The sequence below is a fragment of the Streptomyces sp. NPDC048441 genome (assembly GCF_043200235.1).
Taxonomy (GTDB): domain Bacteria; phylum Actinomycetota; class Actinomycetes; order Streptomycetales; family Streptomycetaceae; genus Streptomyces.
In genome coordinates this window covers 150,862-173,447 of record NZ_JBICXM010000011.1, presented here as the reverse complement: position 1 = coordinate 173,447, position 22,586 = coordinate 150,862, and the positions used below count along the sequence as shown (strand labels likewise).

Sequence of the window (22,586 nt, the reverse complement as noted above, 5' to 3'; positions counted from 1 at the left end):
TTGTATCGCGTCCCGCGGGGAACGCGATCAGCGCCCCACACGGAAAGGGATCAGGCGTCCACCGCTGCCCGCCACCGGGCGACGGCCTCGGCGGAGACAGGTGCCGCCCAGCCGTCCGGGCGCGACGCCCCGCCGATGTGGAACGCGTCGACGCCCGCCGCCTTGAGCCGCGGGAGGTGGTCGAGGCGGAGGCCGCCGCCCACCAGGATCTGCTGTTCGTAGCCCGGTTCGCCGGACCGCGCGGCCTCGGCGAGCAGCGTGGGCAGGCCCTCGTCGACGCCTGTCGCCGTGCCCGCGGTGAGGTAGGTGTCGAGGCCTGGCAGGTCCCCCAGTTGCTTGCGCAGGGCGTCGCGGTCGGGGGTGCGGTCGATCGCCCGGTGGAACGTCCAGCGGCAGCCGTCGAGCGCGCTCACCACCGATTCCACCGCGGCGATGTCGGGGCCGCCCGTCTCGTCGAGGAAGCCGAGCACGAACTCGTCGGCGCCCGCGCCGCGCAGCTCGTGGGCACGGCGTACGAGAGCGTCGACCTGTCGGGGGTCCCCCGCGGCGAAGCCGTCCGCGAGGCGCAGCATCACGCGCAGGGAGATGTCCACGGCGGCGCGGATCTCGGCAAAGGTCTCGCGGGACGGAGTCAGGCCGTCCGCGGCCATGTCGGTGACCAGCTCGAGGCGGTCGGCGCCTCCCGCCTGGGCGGCGACGGCGTCCTCGGCGTCGAGGGCGATCACCTCCAGGACTGCACGCTTGCTCATGGATGTCTTCCTTCGGGTCCGGGGCCACGAGGGCGGAGTCTTCGGCGACTCCATCTACAGGTCTAGTCCAATTACCCAGCCTACGCGCAGATCACCCCCGGCGCGCCCAAGCACACCGGGGGTGATCGTAATGCCATGTACACGTCGCCCTCACCGCAGGTTGAGACCCGCGTCCCCCTGCCGTTCAGCTCAGCGGCTTGAACCCCCGCAGCCGCAGGCTGTTGCCGACCACGAAGACCGAGGAGAACGCCATCGCGGCGCCCGCGATCATCGGGTTCAGGAGGCCTGCGGCGGCCAGCGGCAGCGCGCTCACGTTGTAGGCGAATGCCCAGAACAGGTTGGACCTGATCGTGCCGAGCGTGCGGCGGGAGAGGCGGATCGCGTCCGCCGCCGCTCGCAGGTCTCCTCGTACGAGAGTGAGGTCGCCCGCCTCGATCGCGGCGTCCGTGCCCGTGCCCATCGCCAGGCCCAGATCGGCCTGGGCGAGCGCCGCCGCGTCGTTCACGCCGTCGCCGACCATCGCCACGCTCCTGCCCTGTGACTGGAGGCGCTTGATGACGTCCACCTTGTCCTGGGGCATGACCTCCGCGATCACGTCATCAGGGGCGATGCCCACCTCTGCGGCCACCGATGCCGCGACCGCCTTGTTGTCGCCGGTCAGAAGGATGGGCGTGAGACCAAGGGCACGGAGGCGGCGGATCGCTTCCGGGCTTGTCTCCTTGACCGCGTCCGCCACCTCCAGGACCGCGCGCGCCTCGCCGTCCCAGGCGACCGCGATGGCCGTACGTCCGGCCGCCTCGGCCGCCGTCTTCGCGCGCTCAAGCTCCACGGGGAGCCGGATCGCCCACTCCCTCAGCAGCGCCTCGCGGCCGACCAGGACCGCGTGACCCTCGACGATGCCCTGCACGCCCAGGCCCGCCACGTTCGCGAAGTCCTCGGGGGTGGGCAGCGGGCCGACCTCGGCCGCTGCTCCGGTGGCCACCGCCTGGGCGATGGGGTGCTCGGAGGAGTGTTCCAACGCGCCTGCCAGGCGCAGGACTTCAGCCTCGGTGGTGCCGTCCGCGACGTGCGTGGCGAGCAGGGTCATCTTGCCGGTGGTGACGGTGCCGGTCTTGTCCAGGACGATCGTGTCGACCTTGCGGGTCGTCTCCAGGACCTCCGGGCCCTTGATCAGGATCCCGAGCTGGGCGCCCCGTCCGGTGCCGACCATGAGCGCGGTCGGCGTCGCGAGCCCCAGGGCGCAGGGGCAGGCGATGATCAGTACGGCCACGGCTGCGGTGAAGGCGGCCGTCAGACCGGAGCCGTTGCCGAGCCAGAAGCCGAGGGTGGCGACGGCCAGGGCCATGACGATCGGCACGAAGACCGCCGAGATCTTGTCGGCGAGGCGCTGGGCCGCCGCCTTGCCGTTCTGCGCGTCCTCGACGAGCTTGGCCATGCGGGCGAGCTGGGTGTCGGCGCCGACTCGGGTGGCCTCGACGACGAGCCGTCCGCCGACGTTGAGGGTGGCGCCGGTGACGGAGTCGCCGGACGCGACCTCGACGGGGACCGACTCGCCGGTGAGCATCGAGGCGTCCACGGCGGAGGCGCCCTCGACGACCTTGCCGTCGGTGGCGATCTTCTCGCCGGGGCGTACGAGGAAGCGGTCGCCGACCTTCAACTCGCCTACGGGGATGGTCTCTTCACGGCCGCCGTCACGGATGACGGTGACGTCCTTGGCGCCCAGCTGGAGCAGCGCCTTCAGGGCGGCCCCGGCCTTCCTCTTCGACCGGGCCTCGAAGTACCGCCCGGCGAGAATGAAGGCGGTGACGCCGGCCGCGGCCTCCAGGTAGATGTTCCCGGCGCCGTCGCTGCGGGCGATGGTCAGCTCGAAGGGGTGCGTCATTCCGGGCTCGCCCGCCGTACCGAAGAACAGCGCCCACAGCGACCAGAGGAAGGCCGCGGACGTGCCGACGGAGATCAGCGTGTCCATCGTCGCCGCGCCGTGCCGCGCGTTGGTGAAGGCGGCCTTGTGGAAGGGCCAGGCCGCGTACGTCACGACCGGCGCCGCGAGGGTCAGGGACAGCCACTGCCAGTACTCGAACTGCAGGGCAGGGACCATCGCCATCGCGATGACGGGGAGGGAGAGGAGAACCGCCGTGGTCAACCGATCGCGCAGGGGCCGGAGTTCGTCGTTCGCCTGCCGCTCGTCGTCGGCCGGGGTCAGCTCCTCCGTGCGGGCCGGGGCAGGCTCCTTGGCGGTGTAACCGGTCGCCTCGACGGTCGCGATCAGATCCTGTACGGCGATGCCCTCGCCCCGGTAGCTGACCTTGGCCTTCTCGGTGGCGTAGTTGACGGTCGCCTCGACGCCGTCCATGCGGTTGAGCTTCTTCTCGATACGGGCGGCGCACGAGGCGCAGGTCATGCCACCGATGGCGAGTTCTACCTCTGCCACCTCGGTGGTGCCGGTGGTGCCGGGTGTGGTGGACATGGCTGCGGGCTCCTTATGACGTGGGCGGGGGCTGGAGCTGGTACCTGGGGCGGGTACCGCTTACGAGGTCCATTTATACCCCTGGGGGGTATCGAACGCAAGAGTGCCCACCGCTTGACTTCATACCCCTAGGGGGTATCTTCGTCTGTATCGGGAGCCGCGCGGCTCCACTCGTTCACCCCTTCCTCTCGCTCTCTCCGTCCCTCAGGAGTCGTCATGAACACCGGACTGAAAATCACCGCCTTCGCCGCAGCCGTCGCCGCGACGTTCGGGACCGCGTACGGCGTCGGCACGGGCGTCGGCCCTGTGACCTCGGAGAAGAAGCCCGCGAGCGAGCACGGGGGACACGGCGGGGACGAGGAGACCGCCCCTGAGAAAGGGGCTGCCGAGAGCCAGGGGGACGCCGTCCCCGGTGGCCTTCAGATCTCCGAGCGCGGCTACACGCTCGACCTGAAGACCGCCCGCATCGGCGCCGACAAGCGCGAGAAGCTGCGGTTCGCCGTCGTCAAGGACGGCAAGGACGGCAAGGACGGCTCCGGCAAGAAGGTCACGGCGTACGAGAAGGAGCATGGCAAGGAGCTGCACCTCATCGTGGCTTCGAGGGACCTGACGACCTACCGCCACCTCCACCCGACCCGCGCGGCGGACGGCACCTGGTCGACGCCGGTCGAGCTGCCCGAGGCGGGCGGCTACCGCGTCTTCGCCGACTTCAAGCCGGCGGGCGCGAAGGAGGGGCTGACGCTGGGGGCGGATCTCGCGGTGGCGGGGAAGTACGCGCCGAAGGAGCTGCCGGAGCATGACGCCACGGCGTCCGTGGACGGGTACGAGGTGAGTCTGCGGGGTGACCTGAAGGCCGGGAAGTCGGCGGATCTGACCCTGGACGTGGAGAAGAACGGCAAGCCCGTCACGGATCTTCAGCCGTACCTGGGCTCGTACGGGCATCTCGTCGCGCTGCGGTCTGGGGATCTGGCGTATCTGCATGTCCACCCGAATGGGGAGCCGGGTGACGGTAGGACCAGGCCTGGGCCTGGTGTTTCCTTCGCCGCGACTGCCCCTAGCGGGGGCGCTTATCGGCTGTTCCTGGACTTTAAGCACGAGGGGGTTGTGCGGACTGCGGCGTTCACTGTTCACGTGGGGGGCGGCAGCGGTGGTGGTGACTCTGCCGAGTCGGGCGACTCAGGGCACTCGCACTGAGCCCTGCGGGGGGGCTGCGGGTTCGCTGACTGCGGGTGCGTTGTGGTTGCTCGCGCAGTTCCCCGCGCCCCTAAAGGGCGCCCTCGCACCCCGAAGTGGGGTTCCGCCAGAAAGCCCCGGCCGAAATCGGCCGGGGCTTCCCTTCGTGCCCCCGCCCTCAGTCGAAGATCGGCAGCTCTGCCTCCTTGGCGCCCGCCAGTTCGTAGCGTGTGCCCGCCAGGGGGCGGCCCGTGTAGAGGCGGATCAGGGTGGGGGCGTCGCCGATGTAGCGGGCCGGGGAACGTTTGCCGTCGTGGGCACCGAGGGCGAGCGGCTCGTCGTAGCCGTCGACGTCCGCGTGCAGCGGCAGCGCTTCCGTCCGCCTGCTGTACTCGCCGAGCAGGGCAAGGGCGTCGGGGAGCCCCGCGCCGCCGTACGCGCCGGGCAGGCCCCAGGCCTCGCGTACGTCGCCGGCGTGCACCCACTCCCCCAGCGACACGCCGTCGAGCCGCCCCTTGAACTCCGTGATGACCGGGCCCGCCTCCGTCATGCCGCGCTCCAGCTCGTCCACGATGCGGGAGTTGGACCAGTCGGCGCGCTCGGCGATGTCGCGGTCGTTGCTCTCCGGGCTGTACACGCCCTCCTCGAAGCGCCGCTCGACGACGCGCAGCAGCGCGGAGCTGCAGTGCGCGAGAACGTGCCGCACGGTCCATCCCGGGCAACAGGTCCTGACCGCGTACGCCGAGTCGTCGGCGTCCCTCAACAGCGGGATCAGCAGGTCGCGTTCGGTGCGGAGGAGGCGACCGGGGCGCTCGGGGTCGTAGGTCTCGTCGTGGTGCGAAATGGTGGTCATGCGGCCAACCCAATCGCGTACGCCAGCACACAGCAACGGGCCCGGACCCAGGAGATTCCGGACGCCGCACACGCCGACGGACGGGCCGGAGAAGTATCCAGCCCGTCCGGCGTTTGAGGACGAGTAACGGCGGAGCCGACGATCTGCGGCCACCGCGCTAGGCGTTCGCCTTCTCCTCCGAGGCGGCAGCAGAGGCCGACTCCCCCCGCATCACCAGCAGGGTGATCACACCACCCACGGCAGCTATGGCCCCCGCGCCGGTGAACGCCGCGCTGAAGCCGTCCGTCAGGGCCGGCAGGTTGCCCAACTCCCCCGCCCCCTGCGACGTCGCAAGGGCGGTGAGCCCCGCGAGGCCAAGCGCGGAACCCACCTGGTAGGTGGTGTTGACGATGCCGGAGGCCAGGCCCGCCTGCTCCTGCGGGGCGCCGGACATCGCCGCCATCATCGCCGGGATGTAGGCGAGGGACATACCGAGGGCGGCCACCAGCGAGGCGGGCAGCACGTCGATCACGAAGGAACCCGTCGGGCCGACCTGCGCCAGCCACACCAGGCCGAGGGCAAGCACCAGCAGCCCGCCGCCGATCAGCGGCTTTGCGCCGAAGCGGCCGAGGAGCCGAGCCGTGATCACCGTCATGAAGACCATCAGCAGGCCCGTCATCGGCAGCAGTGCCGCGCCGGACGCGAACGCCCCGTACCCCATGACCTGCTGGAGGTAGAGGTTGAGGAAGTACCACATCGGGATCCAGGCCGCGCCGAGCAGCGCCATCGCCAGGTTCGCCGAGCCGAGCCGCGGCACGCGCCACACCTTGAGCGGCATCAGCGGTTCGCGTACGGACTTCTGGACGAGAAGGAAGAGCGCCAGCAGGGCTGCGGCGCCTACAAGTTGGAGGACCGTCGCCGTCGAGCCCCAGCCCTCCTCCGGCGCCCGGACGACCGCGAAGACGGCGAGCGCGAGCCCTGCCGTGACGGAGACCGCGCCGAGGATGTCGACCGAACCGCGCTTGCCCTCGACGGCGGGGAGGAGTCGTGTCGCGGCCAGCGTGGCGATGCCGATCGGGATGTAGATGATGAACACCCAGGGCCAGCTCAGCCACTCGGTGAAGACGCCGCCGAGGAAGACACCGGCGGTGCCGCCCGCGGGAGCGGCCGCTCCGTAGAGGGCCATCGCCTTGCCGAGCTCCTTCGGGTCGTGCCCGAAGAGCATCATCAGGAGGGTCATGGCGGCGGGCGCGATCAGCGCGCCGCCGACGCCCTGCACGGCACGCCCGACGACCTCGACGGTCGCGGACTGCGCGGCGGCGGCGAGGACCGATCCGGCGAGGAGGACGACCCAGCCGGAGACGAAGACCTTGCGGGCCCCGAGCAGGTCGGAGAGGCGCCCGCCGAGCAGCAGAAGGCCGCCGAAGGCGATGACGTACGCGTTGAAGACCCACTGCAGCTCGCCCTGCGAGAAGCCGAGGTCACGCTGCATCTCGGGGAGCGCGACCCCGATGATCGAGGTGTCCATGATCACCATGAACTGGGCGGTGGCGAGCACGAAGAGCGCCCACCAGCGCTTGGGATTGGCGGTTGACATGACGGATCCCCTCCGACGATTGAGTACCCCCTAGGGGTATCCAGCGCTGGGACGTTAACATACCCCCTCGGGGTACTCAAGAGTCAGGAGGGCAGGGGGTTAGGGTCGCCCCATGGCCGACGACGAGAACCACGAGCTACTGCGCAGGCGCTGGCTCGGGACACTGCTGCGGGCGCGGGACACGGACGAGTGCATCTACGACCCGTTCAGGTACGCCGACAACCTGCTCGCCCGCTGGGCCGAGCCGCAGCGGCGGTACCACACCACCGCTCACCTGACGGCGGTCCTCGACCACATCGATGTACTCGAAGAGCACGCAGACGACCCCGAACTGGTGCGGCTCGCGGCCTGGTTCCACGACGCGGTGTACGCGCCGGACCGCTCGACCAACGAGGAGCGCTCGGCCCGCCTCGCCGAACGCGCCCTCCCTGAGGCCGGGTTGACCGCCGGACAGACCGCCGAGGTGGCGCGCCTCGTCCGTCTGACGATCACCCACGACCCCGCCGACGACGACCCCAACGGCGAGACGCTGTGCGACGCCGACCTCGCGATCCTGGCCGCCGCCCCGGACGCGTACGCCGCGTACGCAGCCGCCGTCCGCGAGGAGTACTCCTTCGTGCCGGACGAGGACTTCCGCGCGGGCCGGGCGGCGGTACTTCGCCAGCTCATCGCACTGCCGAGACTGTTCCGCACGCCCTACGGGGCAGCGCGGTGGGAGGGCCCTGCCCGCGCCAACCTGGCGACGGAAATTGATCTGCTGAGCGCCTGACGCTCCCGTACGCTCGGCGCATGCTTTCCATGGGTGGGGATCAGGTGGACGAGGCCGTGGCGTACGCGGCTAACGTGCTGCGACCGGCGGCGGGGCTCGACTGGAGCGTCAAGGCGGGCGGCCTCGACTGGAACTGCCTGGAGACCGTCGAGCACTTCGCGGGCTGTCTCGTCGCCTACTCGGGGCAGTTGACGGGCCGGGCGACCGACACGTGGGTTCCCTTCGAGGTCATCCTGGACGAGGGCTCCGGGCCCGGTGACGCGATCAGCGTCATCGAGTCGACCGGCGGCCTGCTCTCGGCGGTGGTGCGGACCGCGCCGCCGGGAGTCCGGGCCTTCCATCCGTACCCGCACGGCAGCGCGGACGCGACGGGCTTCGCGGCGATGGGCGTCGCGGAGCTGCTGCTCCACACGTACGACATCGCGCAGGCGCTCGGCGTCGACGCGGAGCCGCCCGCCGCGCTGTGCGAGGCGGTACTCGCCTGGCTCTTCCCGCACGTCATGCCGCCGACCGCGCCCGACGCCCAGTGGGCGACGCTGCTCTGGGCCACGGGGCGCGGCACGCTGCCCGGCCGGGCCCGGCTCGAGCGGTGGCGTTGGCACAACCTCATGGAGATTCCCGCCGCGCGGGTCGCCCTCCGGGAGGTGTCCCCCGCCGCGGCGGCCGATCTCGCCGCGGGCGGCACGGGAGGTCTGACGTGGATCGAAGGCGGGCCCTTCGACGGGACGCGGCGGGCGGCGGAGGGTGTGACGAAGGCGTACGCCTCCGGGGTGCATCGGCCGGGGTGGGGTCTGTTCGCCCTGGTCCGCAGGGAGGACGAGGTCGCCGTGGGTGGGATGGGGTTCCATGGGGCGCCGGACGAGGACGGGGTCGCCGAGGTCGGCTATGACCTGGCGGTCGCCGCGCGAGGGCAGGGCTATGCCTCGGAGGCGCTGGCCGCCCTCTCCACCTGGGCTCTGGACCGCCCGGAGGTCTCGTCCCTCCTGGCCGTCATCTCCCCCGAGAACGCGGCCTCGCAGGCGGTGGTCTCCCGTGCGGGTTACGTCCGGGCCTCGGACCGGGAGGGACTTCGGGCGTACGTGCGGGGCGGCGAGGCCGCGTAAGGCCACGTAAGGCCACGTAAGGCCACCGGCCCGATTGCCCGACTGCCCCGCAGGACACACGCCGCGCCCCGCGCGAAGCCCCCCGCCCGGGATGCTGCTCGCCCAGGCCGTCGCGCGCGATGTCGAAGCGGCGCGGATGCAGGCCGAGTTGGACGAGGTGATCTGATGCCGATCACCGTCGACATCGACGTGATGCTGGCCAGGCGGAAGATGTCCGTGGGCGAGCTCGCGGACCGCGTAGGGATCACGCCCGCCAATCTGGCGGTACTCAAGAACGGCCGCGCCAAAGCGGTGCGCTTCGCGACGCTCGCCGCGCTCTGCGAGGTACTCAAGTGCCAGCCGGGTGACCTGCTGCGCTGGGAGGCCGAGGACGATGTCTGACATGGACGCCGCCGATCCCGGTGCGGCGTCCCCGCCGAAGCGCTCGGTCACGCCGCGCCGGCCTGGATGCGCTCACGCCAAGGGCCGCAGGAACCGCCGCTCATAGCGCCGGATGCACCCCGTCCGGCGTGCGAGCTCGACGGCTTCCTGGCACTCGGGGTCGGTCGCGGCGTCGGTGCGGTACTGCTCGTACGCGGCGAAGCCCGGGAAGGAGAAGAGTGCGTACGCGATGTCGCTGTCGCCCTCGCTGGGCAGGAAGTAGCCGTGGTGGGTGCCGCCGAAGCGGTTGACCAGGACGACCCAGCGGCGGCCGTACTCCTCGAAGTCGTCCATGCGGTCGGGATCGATCTCGTACTTCAGGTGAACCGTGATCATGCGGCCCAGCGTAGGGCTCACGGCTCCCGTTACGCGGGCCTTCCCTTGGGCCTCCGCAGCCCCGCCGCCGTGAGCCTGCGCACCAGTTCCTTGGAGCCGATCTCGACCGCGCCCGCCCGCACCGCGTCCTCGTAGCGGTGCGACGGCAGGTCGTAGTGGTCGCGCTCGAAGGCGCGCGACGGGGCGCCGATGCCCGAGGCGAACGTGTGCAGTTCCTCGTACGAGGCGTCGCTGACCAGGTGCGACCACAGGCGGCCGTGGCCCGGCCAGGTCGGCGGGTCTATGTAGACCGTCACGTCAGGCCGCCCACCGGGGCCACGACGACGCCCGCCTTGCCGCACACCCAGTGCGGGTCCGGGCCCAACTCCGGTTCGACGTCGAGGGCGTGGGGATCGCCCGAGCCGCAGACCGGGCACAGCGGCCAGCGGCCGTAGCGCTCGAGGAGCGCGTCCTGGACGTCCTGGGCGACGAGGCCCGCGACGTACTCGATGCCTTCGGGCCACTGCTCGACCCACCAGCGGCGGTGCGCCACCGACTCCTCGACCAGCGAGACGACCTCGGCCTGGACCACCTCGCGGGTCACGAGGTCGGCTATGACAAGTGCACGAGCGGCGTGCAGCGCCTGCTCCAGGGGGTCGATCGCATCCATGGAGCCATTGTCCACCCCACGCGCAACCCGCCGAAGATCCATCCGCGGTCCGGCCGGGATCGGGACCAACGGGGCCTTGACCCACCCCCCGTATGAAAATATCTTTCAAGCGTGACCAATGATGTGAAGGAAATTTTCGCGGGCATGGCGCCCCCCGCCCCGGCCGCCCTCGCGGCCAAGGTGCGGACCCTGGCGCCATCCATGACCCGCTCCATGCAGCTGGTCGCCGAAGCCGTCGCCGGCGACCCCGCGGGCTGCGCCGCCCTCACGGTCACCGGCCTCGCCGAGCTCACCGGCACCAGCGAGGCCACGGTGGTCCGTACCGCCCGCCTCCTCGGCTATCCCGGCTACCGCGACCTGCGCCTCGCCCTCGCCGGACTCGCCGCCCAGCAGCAGTCGGGCCGCGCGCCCGCCGTCACCGCCGACATCGCCGTCGACGATCCGATCGCGGACGTCGTGGCGAAGCTCGCGTACGACGAGCAGCAGACCCTCGCCGACACGGCCGCCGGACTCGACACCGTCCAGCTCGGCGCCGCCGTCGCCGCGCTCGCCGCCGCGCCCCGCGCCGAGATCTACGGCGTCGCCGCATCCGGTCTCGTCGCCCAGGACCTCGCGCAGAAGCTGCTGCGCATCGGCCACATCGCCTTCGCGCACTCCGACCCGCACCTGGCCGTCACGAACGCCGTCACCCTGCGGTCCAAGGACGTGGCGATCGCGATCACGCACTCCGGGTCGACCGGCGACGTCATCGAGCCGCTGCGGGTCGCCTTCGAGCGCGGGGCGACGACCATCGCGATCACGGGCCGGCCCGGCAGCCCCGTCTCGCAGTACGCGGATCACATACTGACCACATCCACCGCGCGCGAGAGCGAGCTCAGGCCCGCCGCGATGTCGTCCCGCACGAGCCAACTGCTCGTCGTGGACTGCCTGTTCGTGGGTGTCGCCCAGCGGACGTACGAGACCGCGGCCCCCGCCCTCGCCGCCTCGTACGAAGCGCTCGCCCACCGGCACAGTCCGCGCGGCGGCAGCCGCTGAGCCCGGCCCCACCCCCGTACCGCCCACATCGGCGCCACCCCCGCCGCACACGAAAGAGCCGCACCTCATGACCTCCTCCACGACCGACGCCACCCCTCCCCCCGGCAGCGGGGACGAGTACAGCGAACTCCGCGCCCAGCTGGACACCCTCACCACCGAGGCGTTCCGGCCCGAGCTCTCCGAGATCGACCGGCTGCCCACGCTGGAGATCGCGAAGATCATGAACGGCGAGGACGCCACCGTGCCCGCGGCCGTCGCCGAGCAGCTCCCGGCGATCGCCGCGGCCATCGACGGCACCGCCGAGCGCATGGCCCGCGGCGGACGGCTCATCTACGCGGGCGCGGGTACGGCGGGGCGGCTCGGGGTGCTCGACGCGTCCGAGTGCCCGCCCACCTTCAACACCGACCCGGCCGAGGTCGTCGGGCTCATCGCGGGCGGCCCCAAGGCCATGGTCACGGCGGTCGAGGGCGCGGAGGACAGCAAGGAGCTCGCGGCCGATGACCTGGACGGGCTCGGCCTCACGGCGGACGACGTGGTCGTCGGCGTCTCGGCGTCCGGCCGCACCCCGTACGCGATCGGCGCGGTGGAACACGCACGCGCACGCTACGGCGCGCTCACCATCGGCCTCTCCTGCAACGCGGACAGCGGCCTCGCGGCAGCCGCCGACCACGGCATCGAGGTCGTCGTCGGCCCCGAACTCCTCACCGGCTCCACCCGCCTGAAGGCGGGCACGGCCCAGAAGCTCGTCCTCAACATGCTGTCGACGATCACGATGATCCGCCTCGGCAAGACCTACGGAAACCTGATGGTGGACGTACGCGCGTCGAACGAGAAGCTGCGCGCCCGTTCGCGCCGCATCGTCGCCCTCGCCACCGGCGCCTCCGACGAGGAGATCGAGACGGCGCTCGCCGCGACCGACGGGGAGGTGAAGAACGCGATCCTCACGATTCTCGGCGGAGTGGACGGCCCGACAGCCGCCGACCTGCTCGCCACATCGGACGGCCACCTCAGGGCCGCCCTGGAATCCGCACGCACGACCCGTACCACCTGACCACCCTCAGCCGCTGGAAGAACAGCGCCACCCCGCACGCACAGCAAGGCACCCCGAACATGGCAACTGACAAGAACCGCGCCACAGCCGCCGCGATCCTTCCCCTCGTCGGCGGAGCCCAGAACGTCACATCCATCGCCCACTGCATGACGCGCCTGCGCCTCTCCCTCGCCGACCGCTCGCTGGTCGACGACGAGGCCCTGAAGGCGCTGCCCGCCGTCATGGGCGTGGTGGAGGACGACACGTACCAGATCGTGCTCGGTCCGGGGACGGTCGCCCGCGTCACGCCGGAGTTCGAGGCGCTGGTGGCGGAGGGCCGGTCGGCGGCTCCCGCACCGGAGCAGACGGTGACCGCCGATGAACTGGCGGCGCAGGGAGCCGCGCTCAAGGCGGCCAGGAAGGCGAAGAACTCAACCCCCTTCAAGCTGTTCCTGCGCCGCATCGCGAACATCTTCGTGCCGCTGATCCCGGCCCTGATCGGCTGCGGAATCATCGCGGGCATCAACGGCCTCCTGATCAACCTGGAGTGGCTGCCGGGCATCACCCCGGCCCTCGCGGCGATCGCCTCCGGCTTCATGGCGCTGATCGCGGTGTTCGTGGGCTTCAACACGGCGAAGGAGTTCGGCGGTACGCCGATCCTGGGCGGCGCGGTGGCGGCGATCATCGTGTACGCGGGTGTCGCGAACATCGAGGCGTTCGGCCAGAAGCTGTCGCCGGGTCAGGGCGGCGTACTGGGCGCGCTGGGCGCGGCGGTCCTCGCCACCTACGTCGAGAAGTGGTGCAGGAGGTGGGTCCCGGAGGCGCTCGACGTCCTCGTCACCCCCACCGTCACGGTCCTGCTCTCCGGCCTGGTCACGATCTTCGGCTTGATGTTCCTCGCGGGCGAGGTCTCGACGGGCATCGGCACGGCGGCGAACTGGCTCCTGGACAACACGGGCGCGTTCGCGGGCCTGGTCCTGGGCGGCCTGTTCCTCCCCCTGGTGATGCTGGGCCTGCACCAGGCCCTGATCCCCATCCACACCACGCTCATCGAGCAGCAGGGCTTCACGGTCCTGCTCCCCATCCTGGCGATGGCGGGAGCGGGCCAGGTGGGTTGCGCGATCGCGGTCTACAAGCGCCTGCGACACAACACCTCAATCCGTACGACGATCAAGTCGGCGCTCCCCGCAGGCTTCCTGGGAGTGGGCGAACCCCTGATCTACGGCGTCTCGCTCCCCCTCGGCCGCCCCTTCATCACGGCATGTGTGGGCGGCGCGGCGGGCGGCGCGTTCATCGGCTTCTTCTCGATGATCGGCGACAAGGTCGGCTCCACGGCGATCGGCCCTTCGGGCTGGGCCCTGTTCCCGCTCCTGGACGGCAACCAGGTCCTGGGCCTGACGATCGCGATCTACGGCGGCGGCCTGCTGGTCGGCTACGTGGTGGGCTTCGTCGCGACGTACTTCTTCGGGTTCAGCAAGGAGATGCTGGTGGAGTTGAACGTCGACGACACGAGTGCTGCCGCCCCGGAGCAGGTCGTGGCAGGTTCCCCCGCCACGCCCACGGACCCGGCCAAGGCACCGGCGGCGGTCTGACACTCCGGCACCCGAAGGCGGCATCCAGAGGCGGGGCCCCCCCCCCCCCGGGGGGGCCCCCCCCCCCCCCCCCGGCCCCCCCCCCCCCCCCGGGGGGGGGCGCCCCCCCCCCCCCCCCGGGGCCCCCCCCCGGGGGCCCCCCCCGGGGGGGGGGGGCCCCGCCTCACGCCCTCGCCCGTACCGGTCTCCGGAGCAGGTAGACGCCCGCGGTCGAGACCAGGACCGCCATGCACGCGATGAACACGAGACCCGCACCCTCCAGACCCATCGGCCCCGTCAGTACGCCCACCCCGATGACCGGCAGCGAAATGCCCGTGTACGCGACCACGAACAGCGTCGAGATCACCGCCGCGCGCCGGTCCACGGGAGACGCCTCGGCCACCGCCGACAGCGCCCCGCGAAACGCGAGACCCTGCCCGCACCCGCCGACCAGTGCGCTGAGCACCACCAGCGGCAGCAGGTCCCACCGCAGCGCGCCCGCGAGCAGCGCGAGGCCGACGAGAAGACCGGCGCAACCCAGTGGCAGTGATCGCCCCACGCCGACCCGGCCGATCGCCAACTGCCCGGCGGTCGAGGCGAAGAAGGCCAGCGCGACGACAAGACCGCTCACGGCGTGGTTGTCCACGTTCAGGGACTGTGCGAGGAACGCCGGGCTGACCGAGGTGAACACCCCGAACAGCGCGAACCCCACGAACGAGGCGATCCCCGCGGGCACGAACACCGCCCGCACCTGCGGGGGCAGGCCGGGCCGCTTCGGGCGTACCGTGCTCAGCGGCCGCGGCTCCCGTACGGTCTCCGGAAGCCGCAGCAGGACGGCGGCCGCGCCTGCGACCAGTGCGAGGTGCACGGCGAACGGCAAGTACAGCGGCCAGGCGGCGTACTGCGCGAGCACACCGGCGAGCAGTGGACCGCAGCCAAGACCGCCCATGTTGGCAGCTGTCGCCACGAAGGTGGCCCGGGAGGCGCCGACGTGCGGTGCCGAGTCCATCACGTACGCCGTGGCGGCCCCGGTGAACAGTCCGGCGGACAGTCCCGAAAGCAGCCGCCCCGCGTACAACCAGCCGATCCCGACGGCGCACAGGAAGCAGACGGCGCTCGCCGCCGCGCATCCCAGGCCCCACAGCAGCACCGGTCGTCTGCCCACGGCGTCCGAGACGTTGCCCGCAAGCAGCAGCACGCCGATGACCCCGAAGGCGTACACGGCGTACACGACGGTGACCGTCAGCTCGGAGAACCCGAACTTTTCCCGGTAGAGGCCGTAGAGGGGGGTCGGCAGTGTCGTGCCGGCCATGCACACGGCGAAAACCGCTCCGCTGAGGAGGCACTGGCGCCAACGTCGGTGATCAACGTCCATGCGCCGACGCTAACCTCGCACACGCGTCGCTCACGGCCGCCGCTCGGAGTCGTCCGCGAACTTCCCCGGAATTGTCCTTGATCGGTAACGGACTCAACCCCGGTGCATCCTTCGGCCGCCGAACCTCGTCCTGCCATGTGGTCGCAAGTGACCAGGGTTCGGCGAGGGACTGTACGCAAAGGGGCGGACATGGCGCGGCACAGTGGTGGGCGGGGCTGGTACAGCAAGATGGTCGGGGCGGCGCTCGGGGTGACGATCCTCGCCACCGGCGCATCGGTGTGGACCGCACAGGCCTCGGGCGACTCACCGACGGCGAAGGCGCCGACCAAGGCCGTCAAGCCGGTCTCCACGACCATCGCGCACTCCTCGGATGCGGGGAAGCGCGGCGTCAACCTCACCATCGACGACGGCCCCGACCCCAAGTGGACGCCTGAAGTACTCGCCGTGCTGCGGGAGTACGACGTGAAGGCCACCTTCTGCATGGTGGGGACGCAGGCCGAGGCGCACCCGGACATGGTCAAGAAGGTCGTCGCGGCCGGGCACCGGCTGTGCGACCACACGGTGTCGCACAACACGGGCATGGACAAGGACTCCAAGGCCTACCAGTCCCAGCAGATACTCGACGCCGAACGCATGATCACCAAGGCGTCCGGGGGCGTACGGCCGATGTACTACCGCGCGCCCGGCGGAGCCTTCACCCCCTACAGCCGCAAGCTCGCCGCCGACCGGGGGATGCGCCCGCTGGGCTGGAACGTGGACACCAAGGACTTCGAGCGACCCGGCACGAACGCCATCGTCGCCACCGTCCAGCGGGAGCTGCCCAACGGCCCCACGCTCCTCTTCCACGACGCGGGCGGCGACCGCACCCAGACGGTCGAAGCCCTGCGCCGTCTCCTCCCCCAACTCAAGGAGCAGGGCTACACCTTCGGCTTCCCGGTACGCTGAGCGCCACGGCCCGGCCCCGGCCCGGACCCCACCCTGACCCCGCTACGCGGCGCGGTCCGCCACCTCGTTCTGTCCCGAGTATCGCGCTTCCGCCCGGTGGCAAGATCCCTGGCGGTGACGATGCCTCGCGGGCGGGTGTGGCGCCCGTGTCCGTTGTTGGCATCGGGCTGCATCTGTTCTTCGCGCCGAGCCGGGAGGAGGTGCAGTGGGCGGCGGACAGCACGGACTCCGACGAACATCAGCTGACCCTGCTGCTGGCGTTGAAGTCGTACCAGCGCAACTGGAAGGACCTGGCCTTCTACCGGCCGCCCAAGCAGACGAAGTACGTGCACATCGACGCCCTGTTCGGCGAACCCGGCACGAAGGGGAAGGTCGGCGTGATCACCGCCTACTGCAGAGGGGTGCAGAAGTGCCCGTCATGGGTCAACAGCTAGCGGCCATCTCCCCAGATGCGCTGTCCCGTACGCAGTGCGCCGTCGCGGCTGCGTTGTGGCACTACACGACCACTCCGGTCGCCAAGCCGTACTACGTGCGCGGGTGCATCCCAGACCTGAACGGGCCGCGGGTGACTGTAGCGCTGTGGACCGGTCCCGCGGCGCGCGAGAAGAAGAACCTCTTCCTGTCCATCCCACTGGTATCCGAAGGTTCGCCCCTCTCGGCGACGCAAGTCACCCTAGGGCTGCTGCGGCTGGGCCGGGGAACTCATATGTTCGGCTTCACCGGCCACCGCTTCGATGGCAAGCGCGTCCTCAACGGCAGCGCGTTGGTCGAGGGCGTCGCAGCGGTATCACCACCTGGAGAGAGCGGCGGACGGCCGGAAGTGAGAGGCTTCTACTTCGAGCGCCCCGGGCAGTTGAAGAAGTACTGAGCCGACCCGGAGCCCATTGTCTACAGGCAACCAGTGCGCCAAGAGCGGACGCCATCACCCGGAGCAGCGGCTGGAGACTTAAGCCGGCGCGCCTCACTTCCCGCCCGGCGCGCGGAGCGGCTCGGAAGTGTCGGCAAACGATCGTCTGAATCTCATGCCGGAGCGTGGCCTCAAGGTCGAGAAGTACCGCAAGGGCCGCGCCCGGACAGACGGGGCTCTCGCACCCCGTGGGCACTTCAAGGGCCACGGGGAGTGGTCAGCCACGGACGGTGGTGTCCTCATGGCCGTCGAGATCACTTCCCACGACACTGACACCGACCGCCGGCACCGCATCGACAAGCCCGTCGGGTACGCAGAGGCCGGTATCCCCGTCTACCTCCTCATTGACCGGGACAACAACACCCTCACTGTCTTCAGTGACCCGAAGGACGGGGCGTACCAGCAGAACCCCTCGTATCCGTACGGCGCCGACGTCGCGCTCCCCGACCCCGTCGGCATCACCCTGGACACCGAAGAGCTCAAGGACTACACCGACTGATCCCGCCCCCTCTCCGGTCGCCTTCGGGACATACTTCTTCGGGACATACTTCCGCCGTTCCGGCGTACGGGCGCAGACCGCTCGGGGAACCGAGATGGCCGACGCGCCGCCGGTGCCCGCCGGCTCCCCCGCCACGCCCGCCCCTGCCCCCTGGCCAGAGCGTCGCCCCTGCCTCGCGTCACCCCCGTGGACGGCCGAAGTCATGCTGTCCGAAAGGCCCTTCATCCCCGCCCGGATCGCCGCGACCACCTACCGAAGGCCACCCGACGTATCGAAGATGACACCGCACGTCATCACGTCATCGAAGCGGCATAACCGGAGGGGACCTTCATGACCGAGCCCAACGAGCCCGACGAACAGCAGATCTCCGAAGCCCTGGGCGCCGCCGCCCGCATCACCCTCGCGCCCGGCCCCAGGGAGGTCTACGAGGCCGCCCCCGACCCGGACCAGGAGTGGGCGTTACCCGGTGGCATGGCCTGGGTGTACCTCGCCGACCCCGAGGGCGGGCTCACCCGGCCGGTGATCCTCAGCGACGGCTTCAACACCGGGCCCAGCGACCTGAACTTCTTGTGGGAGGGCCTGGAGCGGGGCGGGTACCCGCTCATCAGCGAGCTGCGGCAGCGCGGACGCGACGTCGTCCTGCTCGGCTTCGACGAGCGCAGCGCCTCGATCCTGGACAACGCCAAGGTCGTCAGGTCCGCCGTCCTGGAGGCGCTCGCGCGGCGCACCGGCGGCCACCCGCTCGCTGTCGGCGGCTTCAGCATGGGCGGTCTTGTCACGCGGTACGCGCTCGCCAGGATGGAGCACGAGGGCGTCGACCACCAGACCGCGCTGTACTTCTCGTACGACAGCCCGCATCGCGGCGCCTGGATCCCCATCGCGCTCCAGTCGTTCGCGCACTACATCCGGCGGCTCAACGCGGCCTTCTCGAACCAGATGAACAGCCCGGCCGCGCGGCAGCTGCTGTGGCAGCACATCTCGGAATGGAACGACACCCCCGAGACCGACAAGGAGCGCGTCGAGTTCCTCGCCGAGCTGGAGCGGGTCGGCGGCTGGCCACAACGGCCGATGAAGATCGGCGTGGCCAACGGCGTGCGTACCGGCGAGGGCAACGGCATCGCCCCCGGCGAGCGGGCGTTCCACGGCAAGGGCCTCGCCATCACCGGCACCCACCTCTACACCCAGTCCGCGGGCGAGGACCAAGAGGGCCAACTCGTCGCCCAGCTACGGGTCGTGACCCTGCGCAAGCCACAGATCCGCACCTCGGGCCTGCCCGAGACCGACGGCGCCCCGGGCGGCATCCTGGAGGGCTTCGGCATCCTCGCGGACGAGCTGGACAAGATCCCGGCCATCATCGGCCTCGGCTCGGAGGCGGAGATCCGCGAGCACTGCTTCGTCCCCGCGGTCAGCGCGGTCGCCCTCCGCGACATCGACACCCACGAGAAGCTGTACGAGCCCTTCCCGGAGAGCTCCGGGGAGAGCGAGCTCGACGAGTACCTCTGCGCCTCCCAGAACGAGGGCCACACCCTGGTCACGGAGGAACTCGGCAGCTGGCTCCTGGACCGGCTGCCGTAGCCCCGGCAGGACCGGCAGCACCGGTCGGGCGGCCCCGCCGAAGCGGGGCCGCCCGGCCACCCTCATGCCCCTACGGAGTCGTGAACAGCCACCACTGGTCGGTCCCGTTCTGCGAGCAGAAGAACGACTGCCACTGGCCCGCCTGCTGGCCGTTGTTGCCCGCGACCCAGCAGGACTCGTAGATGGCGTACGGGCCGTACACGCCTCGCGGCGCCGACGCCGACGTGGCGGCGGGGCCGTGGTGCGAAGTGACGGCCGCGGACGAGGCGCCGGCCGTCATCAGCAGTCCTGCCGCCGCGGTCACCGCAACGGCCGCGATCCGAAGGACGCTCTTGCTCATGCGCATGGTGTCTCCCTACTGAGAGGAGTCGGGGCCGGACCCCCTTGGGCCAGCCTCCCCTCACAAGTACCGGCCGCATACCCGCCCTGACCAGGCACTCAGCCCGTCATTCACTCGTGTGAGCTAGGAAGAATCGATCTCTCACCGGGGAGCCGGGGACACGTTCCGTCACCGCGAACGCCGCAGGGGCGGCACCCTCCCGAAGGAGAGTGCCGCCCCTGCGTACGAGCTGCCCGTACAGAAAGGCGCGTACGGACTACGTGCTCAGGACGAACCGATCCGCGAGGATCAGAAGTCCATGTCACCGCCCGGCATACCGCCGCCGGCCGGCGCAGCGCCCGCCTTTTCCGGCTTGTCGGCGATGACGGCCTCGGTGGTGAGGAACAGCGCGGCGATCGACGCGGCGTTCTGCAGGGCAGAGCGCGTGACCTTCGCCGGGTCGAGGATGCCCTCGGCGATCATGTCGACGTACTCACCGGTCGCGGCGTTCAGGCCGTGGCCGATGGGAAGGTTGCGCACCTTCTCGACGATGACGCCACCCTCAAGGCCGGCGTTGACGGCGATCTGCTTCAGCGGGGCCTCGAGGGCCAGCTTCACAGCGGCGGCACCCGTGGCCTCGTCGCCCTCGAGCTCAAGCTTCTCGAAGACAGCGGCGGCCTGGATGAGGGCCACGCCACCACCGGCGACGATGCCCTCTTCGACGGCGGCCTTCGCGTTGCGAACGGCGTCCTCGATGCGGTGCTTGCGCTCCTTGAGCTCGACCTCGGTCGCGGCACCGGCCTTGATGACGGCCACGCCGCCCGCGAGCTTCGCCAGGCGCTCCTGGAGCTTCTCGCGGTCGTAGTCGCTGTCCGAGTTCTCGATCTCGGCGCGGATCTGGTTGACGCGACCCTGGACCTGGTCGCTCTCACCGGAGCCGTCGACGATCGTGGTCTCGTCCTTGGTGATGACGACCTTGCGGGCGCGGCCGAGCAGGTCGAGACCGGCGTTCTCCAGCTTGAGGCCGACCTCCTCGGAGATGACGGTGCCACCGGTGAGGATGGCGATGTCGCCGAGCATGGCCTTGCGGCGGTCACCGAAGCCCGGAGCCTTGACGGCGACGGACTTGAAGGTGCCACGGATCTTGTTGACGACCAGGGTCGACAGGGCCTCGCCCTCGACGTCCTCGGCGATGATCAGCAGCGGCTTGCCGGACTGCATGACCTTCTCGAGGAGCGGAAGGAGGTCCTTCACGTTCGCGATCTTCGAGTTCACGATCAGGATGTACGGGTCGTCGAGCGACGCCTCCATACGCTCCATGTCCGTGGCGAAGTACGCCGAGATGTAACCCTTGTCGAAGCGCATACCCTCGGTGAGCTCAAGCTCGAGCCCGAAGGTCTGCGACTCCTCGACAGTGATGACACCTTCCTTGCCGACCTTGTCCATCGCCTCGGCGATGAGCTCGCCGATCTGGGTGTCGGCGGCGGAGATGGAGGCCGTAGAAGCGATCTGCTCCTTGGTCTCCACGTCCTTGGCCTGCTCGAGCAGGGCGCCCGAGACGGCCTCGACGGCCTTCTCGATGCCACGCTTGAGGGCCATCGGGTTGGCACCGGCGGCTACGTTGCGCAGGCCCTCGCGGACCAGCGCCTGCGCCAGGACGGTCGCGGTCGTCGTGCCGTCACCGGCGACGTCGTCCGTCTTCTTCGCGACCTCCTTGACCAGCTCGGCGCCGATCTTCTCGTACGGGTCCTCGAGCTCGATCTCCTTGGCGATGGAAACACCATCGTTGGTGATCGTGGGGGCACCCCACTTCTTCTCGAGGACGACGTTGCGACCCTTGGGGCCCAGGGTCACCTTGACGGCGTCGGCGAGCTGGTTCATGCCGCGCTCGAGGCCGCGCCGTGCCTCCTCGTCGAACGCGATGATCTTGGCCATGTGAAGTGGTCCTCCCGGACGGGGTGGAAACGCAAACGGATCGGGGCTGCGCCCGCGACGGACGGCCTGCGTGCCGTGTGGTTCCTTGCCCCACCCGGCCCGCGGGCCTCGCTGACCCGACCCAAGTTCTGTCACTCTCACTGGGAGAGTGCTAAGCCCAATGATTAGCACTCGACCCCTACGAGTGCAAGCGCCTCTCATGGATCCCCCGGGTGTACGGGGGTGCGTGTATGGGGGTGCGTGTACGCGGATAGCAGGTGGGGACGCACGAGGGGCCCGCACCCCTGCCGGGATGCGGGCCCCTCGTCACTAGTTGAAGTCGCTGGCCGATCGCGCCGAGATCAGACGGCGAGCTTGACCATGTCCGCCTGCGGACCCTTCTGGCCCTGCGAGATCTCGAACTCCACTCGCTGACCTTCTTCAAGGGTGCGGTAGCCGTCCATCTGAATCGCGCTGTAGTGGACGAATACATCCGCACCACCGTCGACCGCGATGAAGCCGTACCCCTTCTCCGCGTTGAACCATTTGACGGTGCCCTGAGCCATGCCTAACTCCCCTATTACTGGCCCTTGCACGGGCCCGCACTTCGCGGACCCGGGTCAGACCTCACCCCCCCAATGGGTTGTGGAGGCGTGCGCCGGAACGCGTCGACCGCGGCTGAATGTATCTGTCCAACTGCCCTCTGCAACAGGGCAATCGGACGAGAATTCTGGGCACGCGCGATCGGTAATATGCGGAGAATTTGCCGGAATTCAGGGCAAGTCGGGCCAGACAAAGGCCGCAAGAGGCTCAAAAGGGCAGGGCACTTTGGCTACTTCTTGTCGGCCTCGGGCCAACTTCGTATATGCGCTCGGCACAGACGGGGAAGCTCGCTTCCCAACTGTACCGCGCTCAACCATACAGAATTGCCCCCTCCGCTTCTCTCGCGGAGGGGGCAATCAGGTTTACGCAGGGTGTTTCTTTAAAAGATCAGCCACCCGCGACGGCGGGAATGATCGAGACACCCGCGCCGTCCGGCGTCGCCGTCTCGAGACCCTGCTCGAAGCGCACGTCGTCGTCGTTCACGTACACGTTCACGAAGCGCCGCAGCTTGCCCTGATCGTCCAGGACACGGGCCGCGATGCCGGCGTGGTTCTTCTCCAGGTCGGCGATGATCTCACCGAGATTCGCACCCTCGGCGGCGACCTCGGACTGACCACCGGTGTAGGTGCGAAGAATGGTGGGGATGCGGACGTTGACGCTCATGGGGTTCACCTCGGTAACTCAGGGGGCGTGGAGCGCCCCGTCAGGGGCGCGGGGA

23 protein-coding genes and 2 pseudogenes are annotated in these 22,586 nt (G+C 70.2%); 13 read left to right on the top strand and 12 right to left on the bottom strand.

The features are described from left to right. Positions 1-50: 50 nt before the first annotated feature. A complete protein-coding gene (locus ACGFSB_RS26380; protein WP_393403965.1) occupies positions 51-749 on the bottom strand; it encodes a copper homeostasis protein CutC in 699 nt (232 codons plus the stop codon). A gap of 184 nt (positions 750-933) precedes the next feature. Then, positions 934-3,216 carry a heavy metal translocating P-type ATPase gene (locus tag ACGFSB_RS26375; RefSeq protein ID WP_393403963.1) on the bottom strand — a complete coding sequence of 761 codons (2,283 nt, stop codon included), beginning with the start codon at positions 3,214-3,216 and terminating at the stop codon, positions 934-936. 216 nt (positions 3,217-3,432) lie between these two features. Here ACGFSB_RS26375 and ACGFSB_RS26370 point away from each other — a divergent pair, with 216 nt between their 5' ends. Then, positions 3,433-4,410 (top strand): hypothetical protein, encoded by a 978-nt coding sequence (locus tag ACGFSB_RS26370; RefSeq protein ID WP_393403960.1) that lies wholly within the window; start codon positions 3,433-3,435, stop codon positions 4,408-4,410. Between the two features lie 157 nt (positions 4,411-4,567). Here ACGFSB_RS26370 and ACGFSB_RS26365 read toward each other — a convergent pair whose 3' ends face one another. Continuing rightward, on the bottom strand, positions 4,568-5,242 hold the full coding sequence (locus ACGFSB_RS26365; RefSeq protein WP_393403957.1) for a maleylpyruvate isomerase family mycothiol-dependent enzyme: 675 nt from the start codon (positions 5,240-5,242) through the stop codon (positions 4,568-4,570). Between the two features lie 157 nt (positions 5,243-5,399). Next, positions 5,400-6,818, bottom strand: a complete 1,419-nt coding sequence (locus ACGFSB_RS26360) for an MFS transporter (RefSeq protein ID WP_393403954.1) — start codon at positions 6,816-6,818, stop codon at positions 5,400-5,402. A 112-nt stretch (positions 6,819-6,930) separates the two neighbouring features. On the opposite strand from ACGFSB_RS26360, the gene ACGFSB_RS26355 reads away from it, so the two are divergent. The 4 genes and pseudogenes from ACGFSB_RS26355 (at position 6,931) to ACGFSB_RS26340 (ending at position 9,071) form a co-directional block, all read left to right on the top strand. Next, positions 6,931-7,587: a hypothetical protein gene (locus tag ACGFSB_RS26355; protein ID WP_393403951.1), complete on the top strand. Its 657-nt coding sequence runs from the start codon at positions 6,931-6,933 to the stop codon at positions 7,585-7,587. 20 nt (positions 7,588-7,607) lie between these two features. Next, positions 7,608-8,690: a GNAT family N-acetyltransferase gene (locus tag ACGFSB_RS26350; protein WP_393403949.1), complete on the top strand. Its 1,083-nt coding sequence runs from the start codon at positions 7,608-7,610 to the stop codon at positions 8,688-8,690. 91 nt (positions 8,691-8,781) lie between these two features. After that, a pseudogene (locus tag ACGFSB_RS26345) lies at positions 8,782-8,856 on the top strand (DUF2975 domain-containing protein); the annotation flags it as partial. After that, complete coding sequence (locus tag ACGFSB_RS26340; RefSeq protein ID WP_393403946.1) at positions 8,856-9,071, top strand: helix-turn-helix domain-containing protein; 216 nt, start codon at positions 8,856-8,858, stop codon at positions 9,069-9,071. The pseudogene ACGFSB_RS26345 and the gene ACGFSB_RS26340, both read left to right, overlap by 1 nt. A 72-nt stretch (positions 9,072-9,143) precedes the next feature. On the opposite strand, the gene ACGFSB_RS26335 is transcribed toward ACGFSB_RS26340, so the two are convergent. The 3 genes from ACGFSB_RS26335 to ACGFSB_RS26325 are packed head-to-tail and all read right to left on the bottom strand — an operon-like array spanning position 9,144 to position 10,095. After that, positions 9,144-9,446 carry an NIPSNAP family protein gene (locus tag ACGFSB_RS26335; protein ID WP_393403944.1) on the bottom strand — a complete coding sequence of 101 codons (303 nt, stop codon included), beginning with the start codon at positions 9,444-9,446 and terminating at the stop codon, positions 9,144-9,146. Between the two features lie 29 nt (positions 9,447-9,475). Continuing rightward, positions 9,476-9,742: a DUF4031 domain-containing protein gene (locus ACGFSB_RS26330; RefSeq protein WP_393403942.1), complete on the bottom strand. Its 267-nt coding sequence runs from the start codon at positions 9,740-9,742 to the stop codon at positions 9,476-9,478. Further along, positions 9,739-10,095, bottom strand: coding sequence for a hypothetical protein (locus ACGFSB_RS26325; protein ID WP_393403939.1), 357 nt, complete (start codon positions 10,093-10,095; stop codon positions 9,739-9,741). The genes ACGFSB_RS26330 and ACGFSB_RS26325 overlap by 4 nt, the downstream gene beginning before the upstream one ends. A gap of 111 nt (positions 10,096-10,206) precedes the next feature. Between ACGFSB_RS26325 and ACGFSB_RS26320 the strand changes: the two genes are divergently transcribed. The 3 genes from ACGFSB_RS26320 to ACGFSB_RS26310 all read left to right on the top strand — a co-directional run bounded on the left by ACGFSB_RS26320 (position 10,207) and on the right by ACGFSB_RS26310 (position 13,752). Continuing rightward, positions 10,207-11,130, top strand: a complete 924-nt coding sequence (locus ACGFSB_RS26320; RefSeq protein ID WP_393403937.1) for a MurR/RpiR family transcriptional regulator — start codon at positions 10,207-10,209, stop codon at positions 11,128-11,130. A gap of 67 nt (positions 11,131-11,197) precedes the next feature. Continuing rightward, entirely contained in the window at positions 11,198-12,181 is a 984-nt protein-coding gene (gene murQ, locus ACGFSB_RS26315) for an N-acetylmuramic acid 6-phosphate etherase (protein WP_393403936.1), read from the top strand. A gap of 59 nt (positions 12,182-12,240) precedes the next feature. Further along, positions 12,241-13,752: a PTS transporter subunit EIIC gene (locus ACGFSB_RS26310; protein WP_393403934.1), complete on the top strand. Its 1,512-nt coding sequence runs from the start codon at positions 12,241-12,243 to the stop codon at positions 13,750-13,752. 163 nt (positions 13,753-13,915) lie between these two features. Here the strand turns inward: ACGFSB_RS26310 and ACGFSB_RS26305 are convergent, their stop codons facing one another. Beyond that, positions 13,916-15,106, bottom strand: coding sequence for an MFS transporter (locus ACGFSB_RS26305; protein WP_393403932.1), 1,191 nt, complete (start codon positions 15,104-15,106; stop codon positions 13,916-13,918). Between the two features lie 189 nt (positions 15,107-15,295). Here ACGFSB_RS26305 and ACGFSB_RS26300 point away from each other — a divergent pair, with 189 nt between their 5' ends. The 5 genes and pseudogenes from ACGFSB_RS26300 to ACGFSB_RS26280 all read left to right on the top strand — a co-directional run bounded on the left by ACGFSB_RS26300 (position 15,296) and on the right by ACGFSB_RS26280 (position 19,032). Beyond that, positions 15,296-16,051: a polysaccharide deacetylase family protein gene (locus ACGFSB_RS26300; RefSeq protein ID WP_393403930.1), complete on the top strand. Its 756-nt coding sequence runs from the start codon at positions 15,296-15,298 to the stop codon at positions 16,049-16,051. A 146-nt stretch (positions 16,052-16,197) separates the two neighbouring features. Beyond that, on the top strand, positions 16,198-16,485 hold the full coding sequence (locus tag ACGFSB_RS26295; RefSeq protein WP_393403927.1) for a hypothetical protein: 288 nt from the start codon (positions 16,198-16,200) through the stop codon (positions 16,483-16,485). Beyond that, the gene (locus ACGFSB_RS26290; protein ID WP_393403925.1) at positions 16,470-16,919 is read left to right on the top strand and encodes a hypothetical protein; all 450 of its coding nucleotides are present in this window, start codon (positions 16,470-16,472) and stop codon (positions 16,917-16,919) included. Before ACGFSB_RS26295 ends, ACGFSB_RS26290 begins: the two co-directional genes overlap by 16 nt. A 145-nt stretch (positions 16,920-17,064) precedes the next feature. After that, positions 17,065-17,457, top strand: a pseudogene (locus ACGFSB_RS26285) (Uma2 family endonuclease); the annotation flags it as partial. Positions 17,458-17,787: 330 nt separating this feature from the next. Beyond that, complete coding sequence (locus tag ACGFSB_RS26280) at positions 17,788-19,032, top strand: esterase/lipase family protein (RefSeq protein WP_393403922.1); 1,245 nt, start codon at positions 17,788-17,790, stop codon at positions 19,030-19,032. A gap of 70 nt (positions 19,033-19,102) precedes the next feature. Here the strand turns inward: ACGFSB_RS26280 and ACGFSB_RS26275 are convergent, their stop codons facing one another. From ACGFSB_RS26275 to ACGFSB_RS26260, 4 genes are all read right to left on the bottom strand, one after another. Then, positions 19,103-19,372, bottom strand: a complete 270-nt coding sequence (locus ACGFSB_RS26275; RefSeq protein ID WP_393403919.1) for a hypothetical protein — start codon at positions 19,370-19,372, stop codon at positions 19,103-19,105. A gap of 288 nt (positions 19,373-19,660) precedes the next feature. Then, positions 19,661-21,286, bottom strand: coding sequence for a chaperonin GroEL (gene groL, locus ACGFSB_RS26270; protein ID WP_393403916.1), 1,626 nt, complete (start codon positions 21,284-21,286; stop codon positions 19,661-19,663). Positions 21,287-21,627: 341 nt separating this feature from the next. Then, on the bottom strand, positions 21,628-21,831 hold the full coding sequence (locus tag ACGFSB_RS26265; protein ID WP_005315736.1) for a cold-shock protein: 204 nt from the start codon (positions 21,829-21,831) through the stop codon (positions 21,628-21,630). Between the two features lie 424 nt (positions 21,832-22,255). Beyond that, positions 22,256-22,531, bottom strand: a complete 276-nt coding sequence (locus tag ACGFSB_RS26260) for a MoaD/ThiS family protein (protein ID WP_393403913.1) — start codon at positions 22,529-22,531, stop codon at positions 22,256-22,258. Positions 22,532-22,586: the final 55 nt, after the last annotated feature.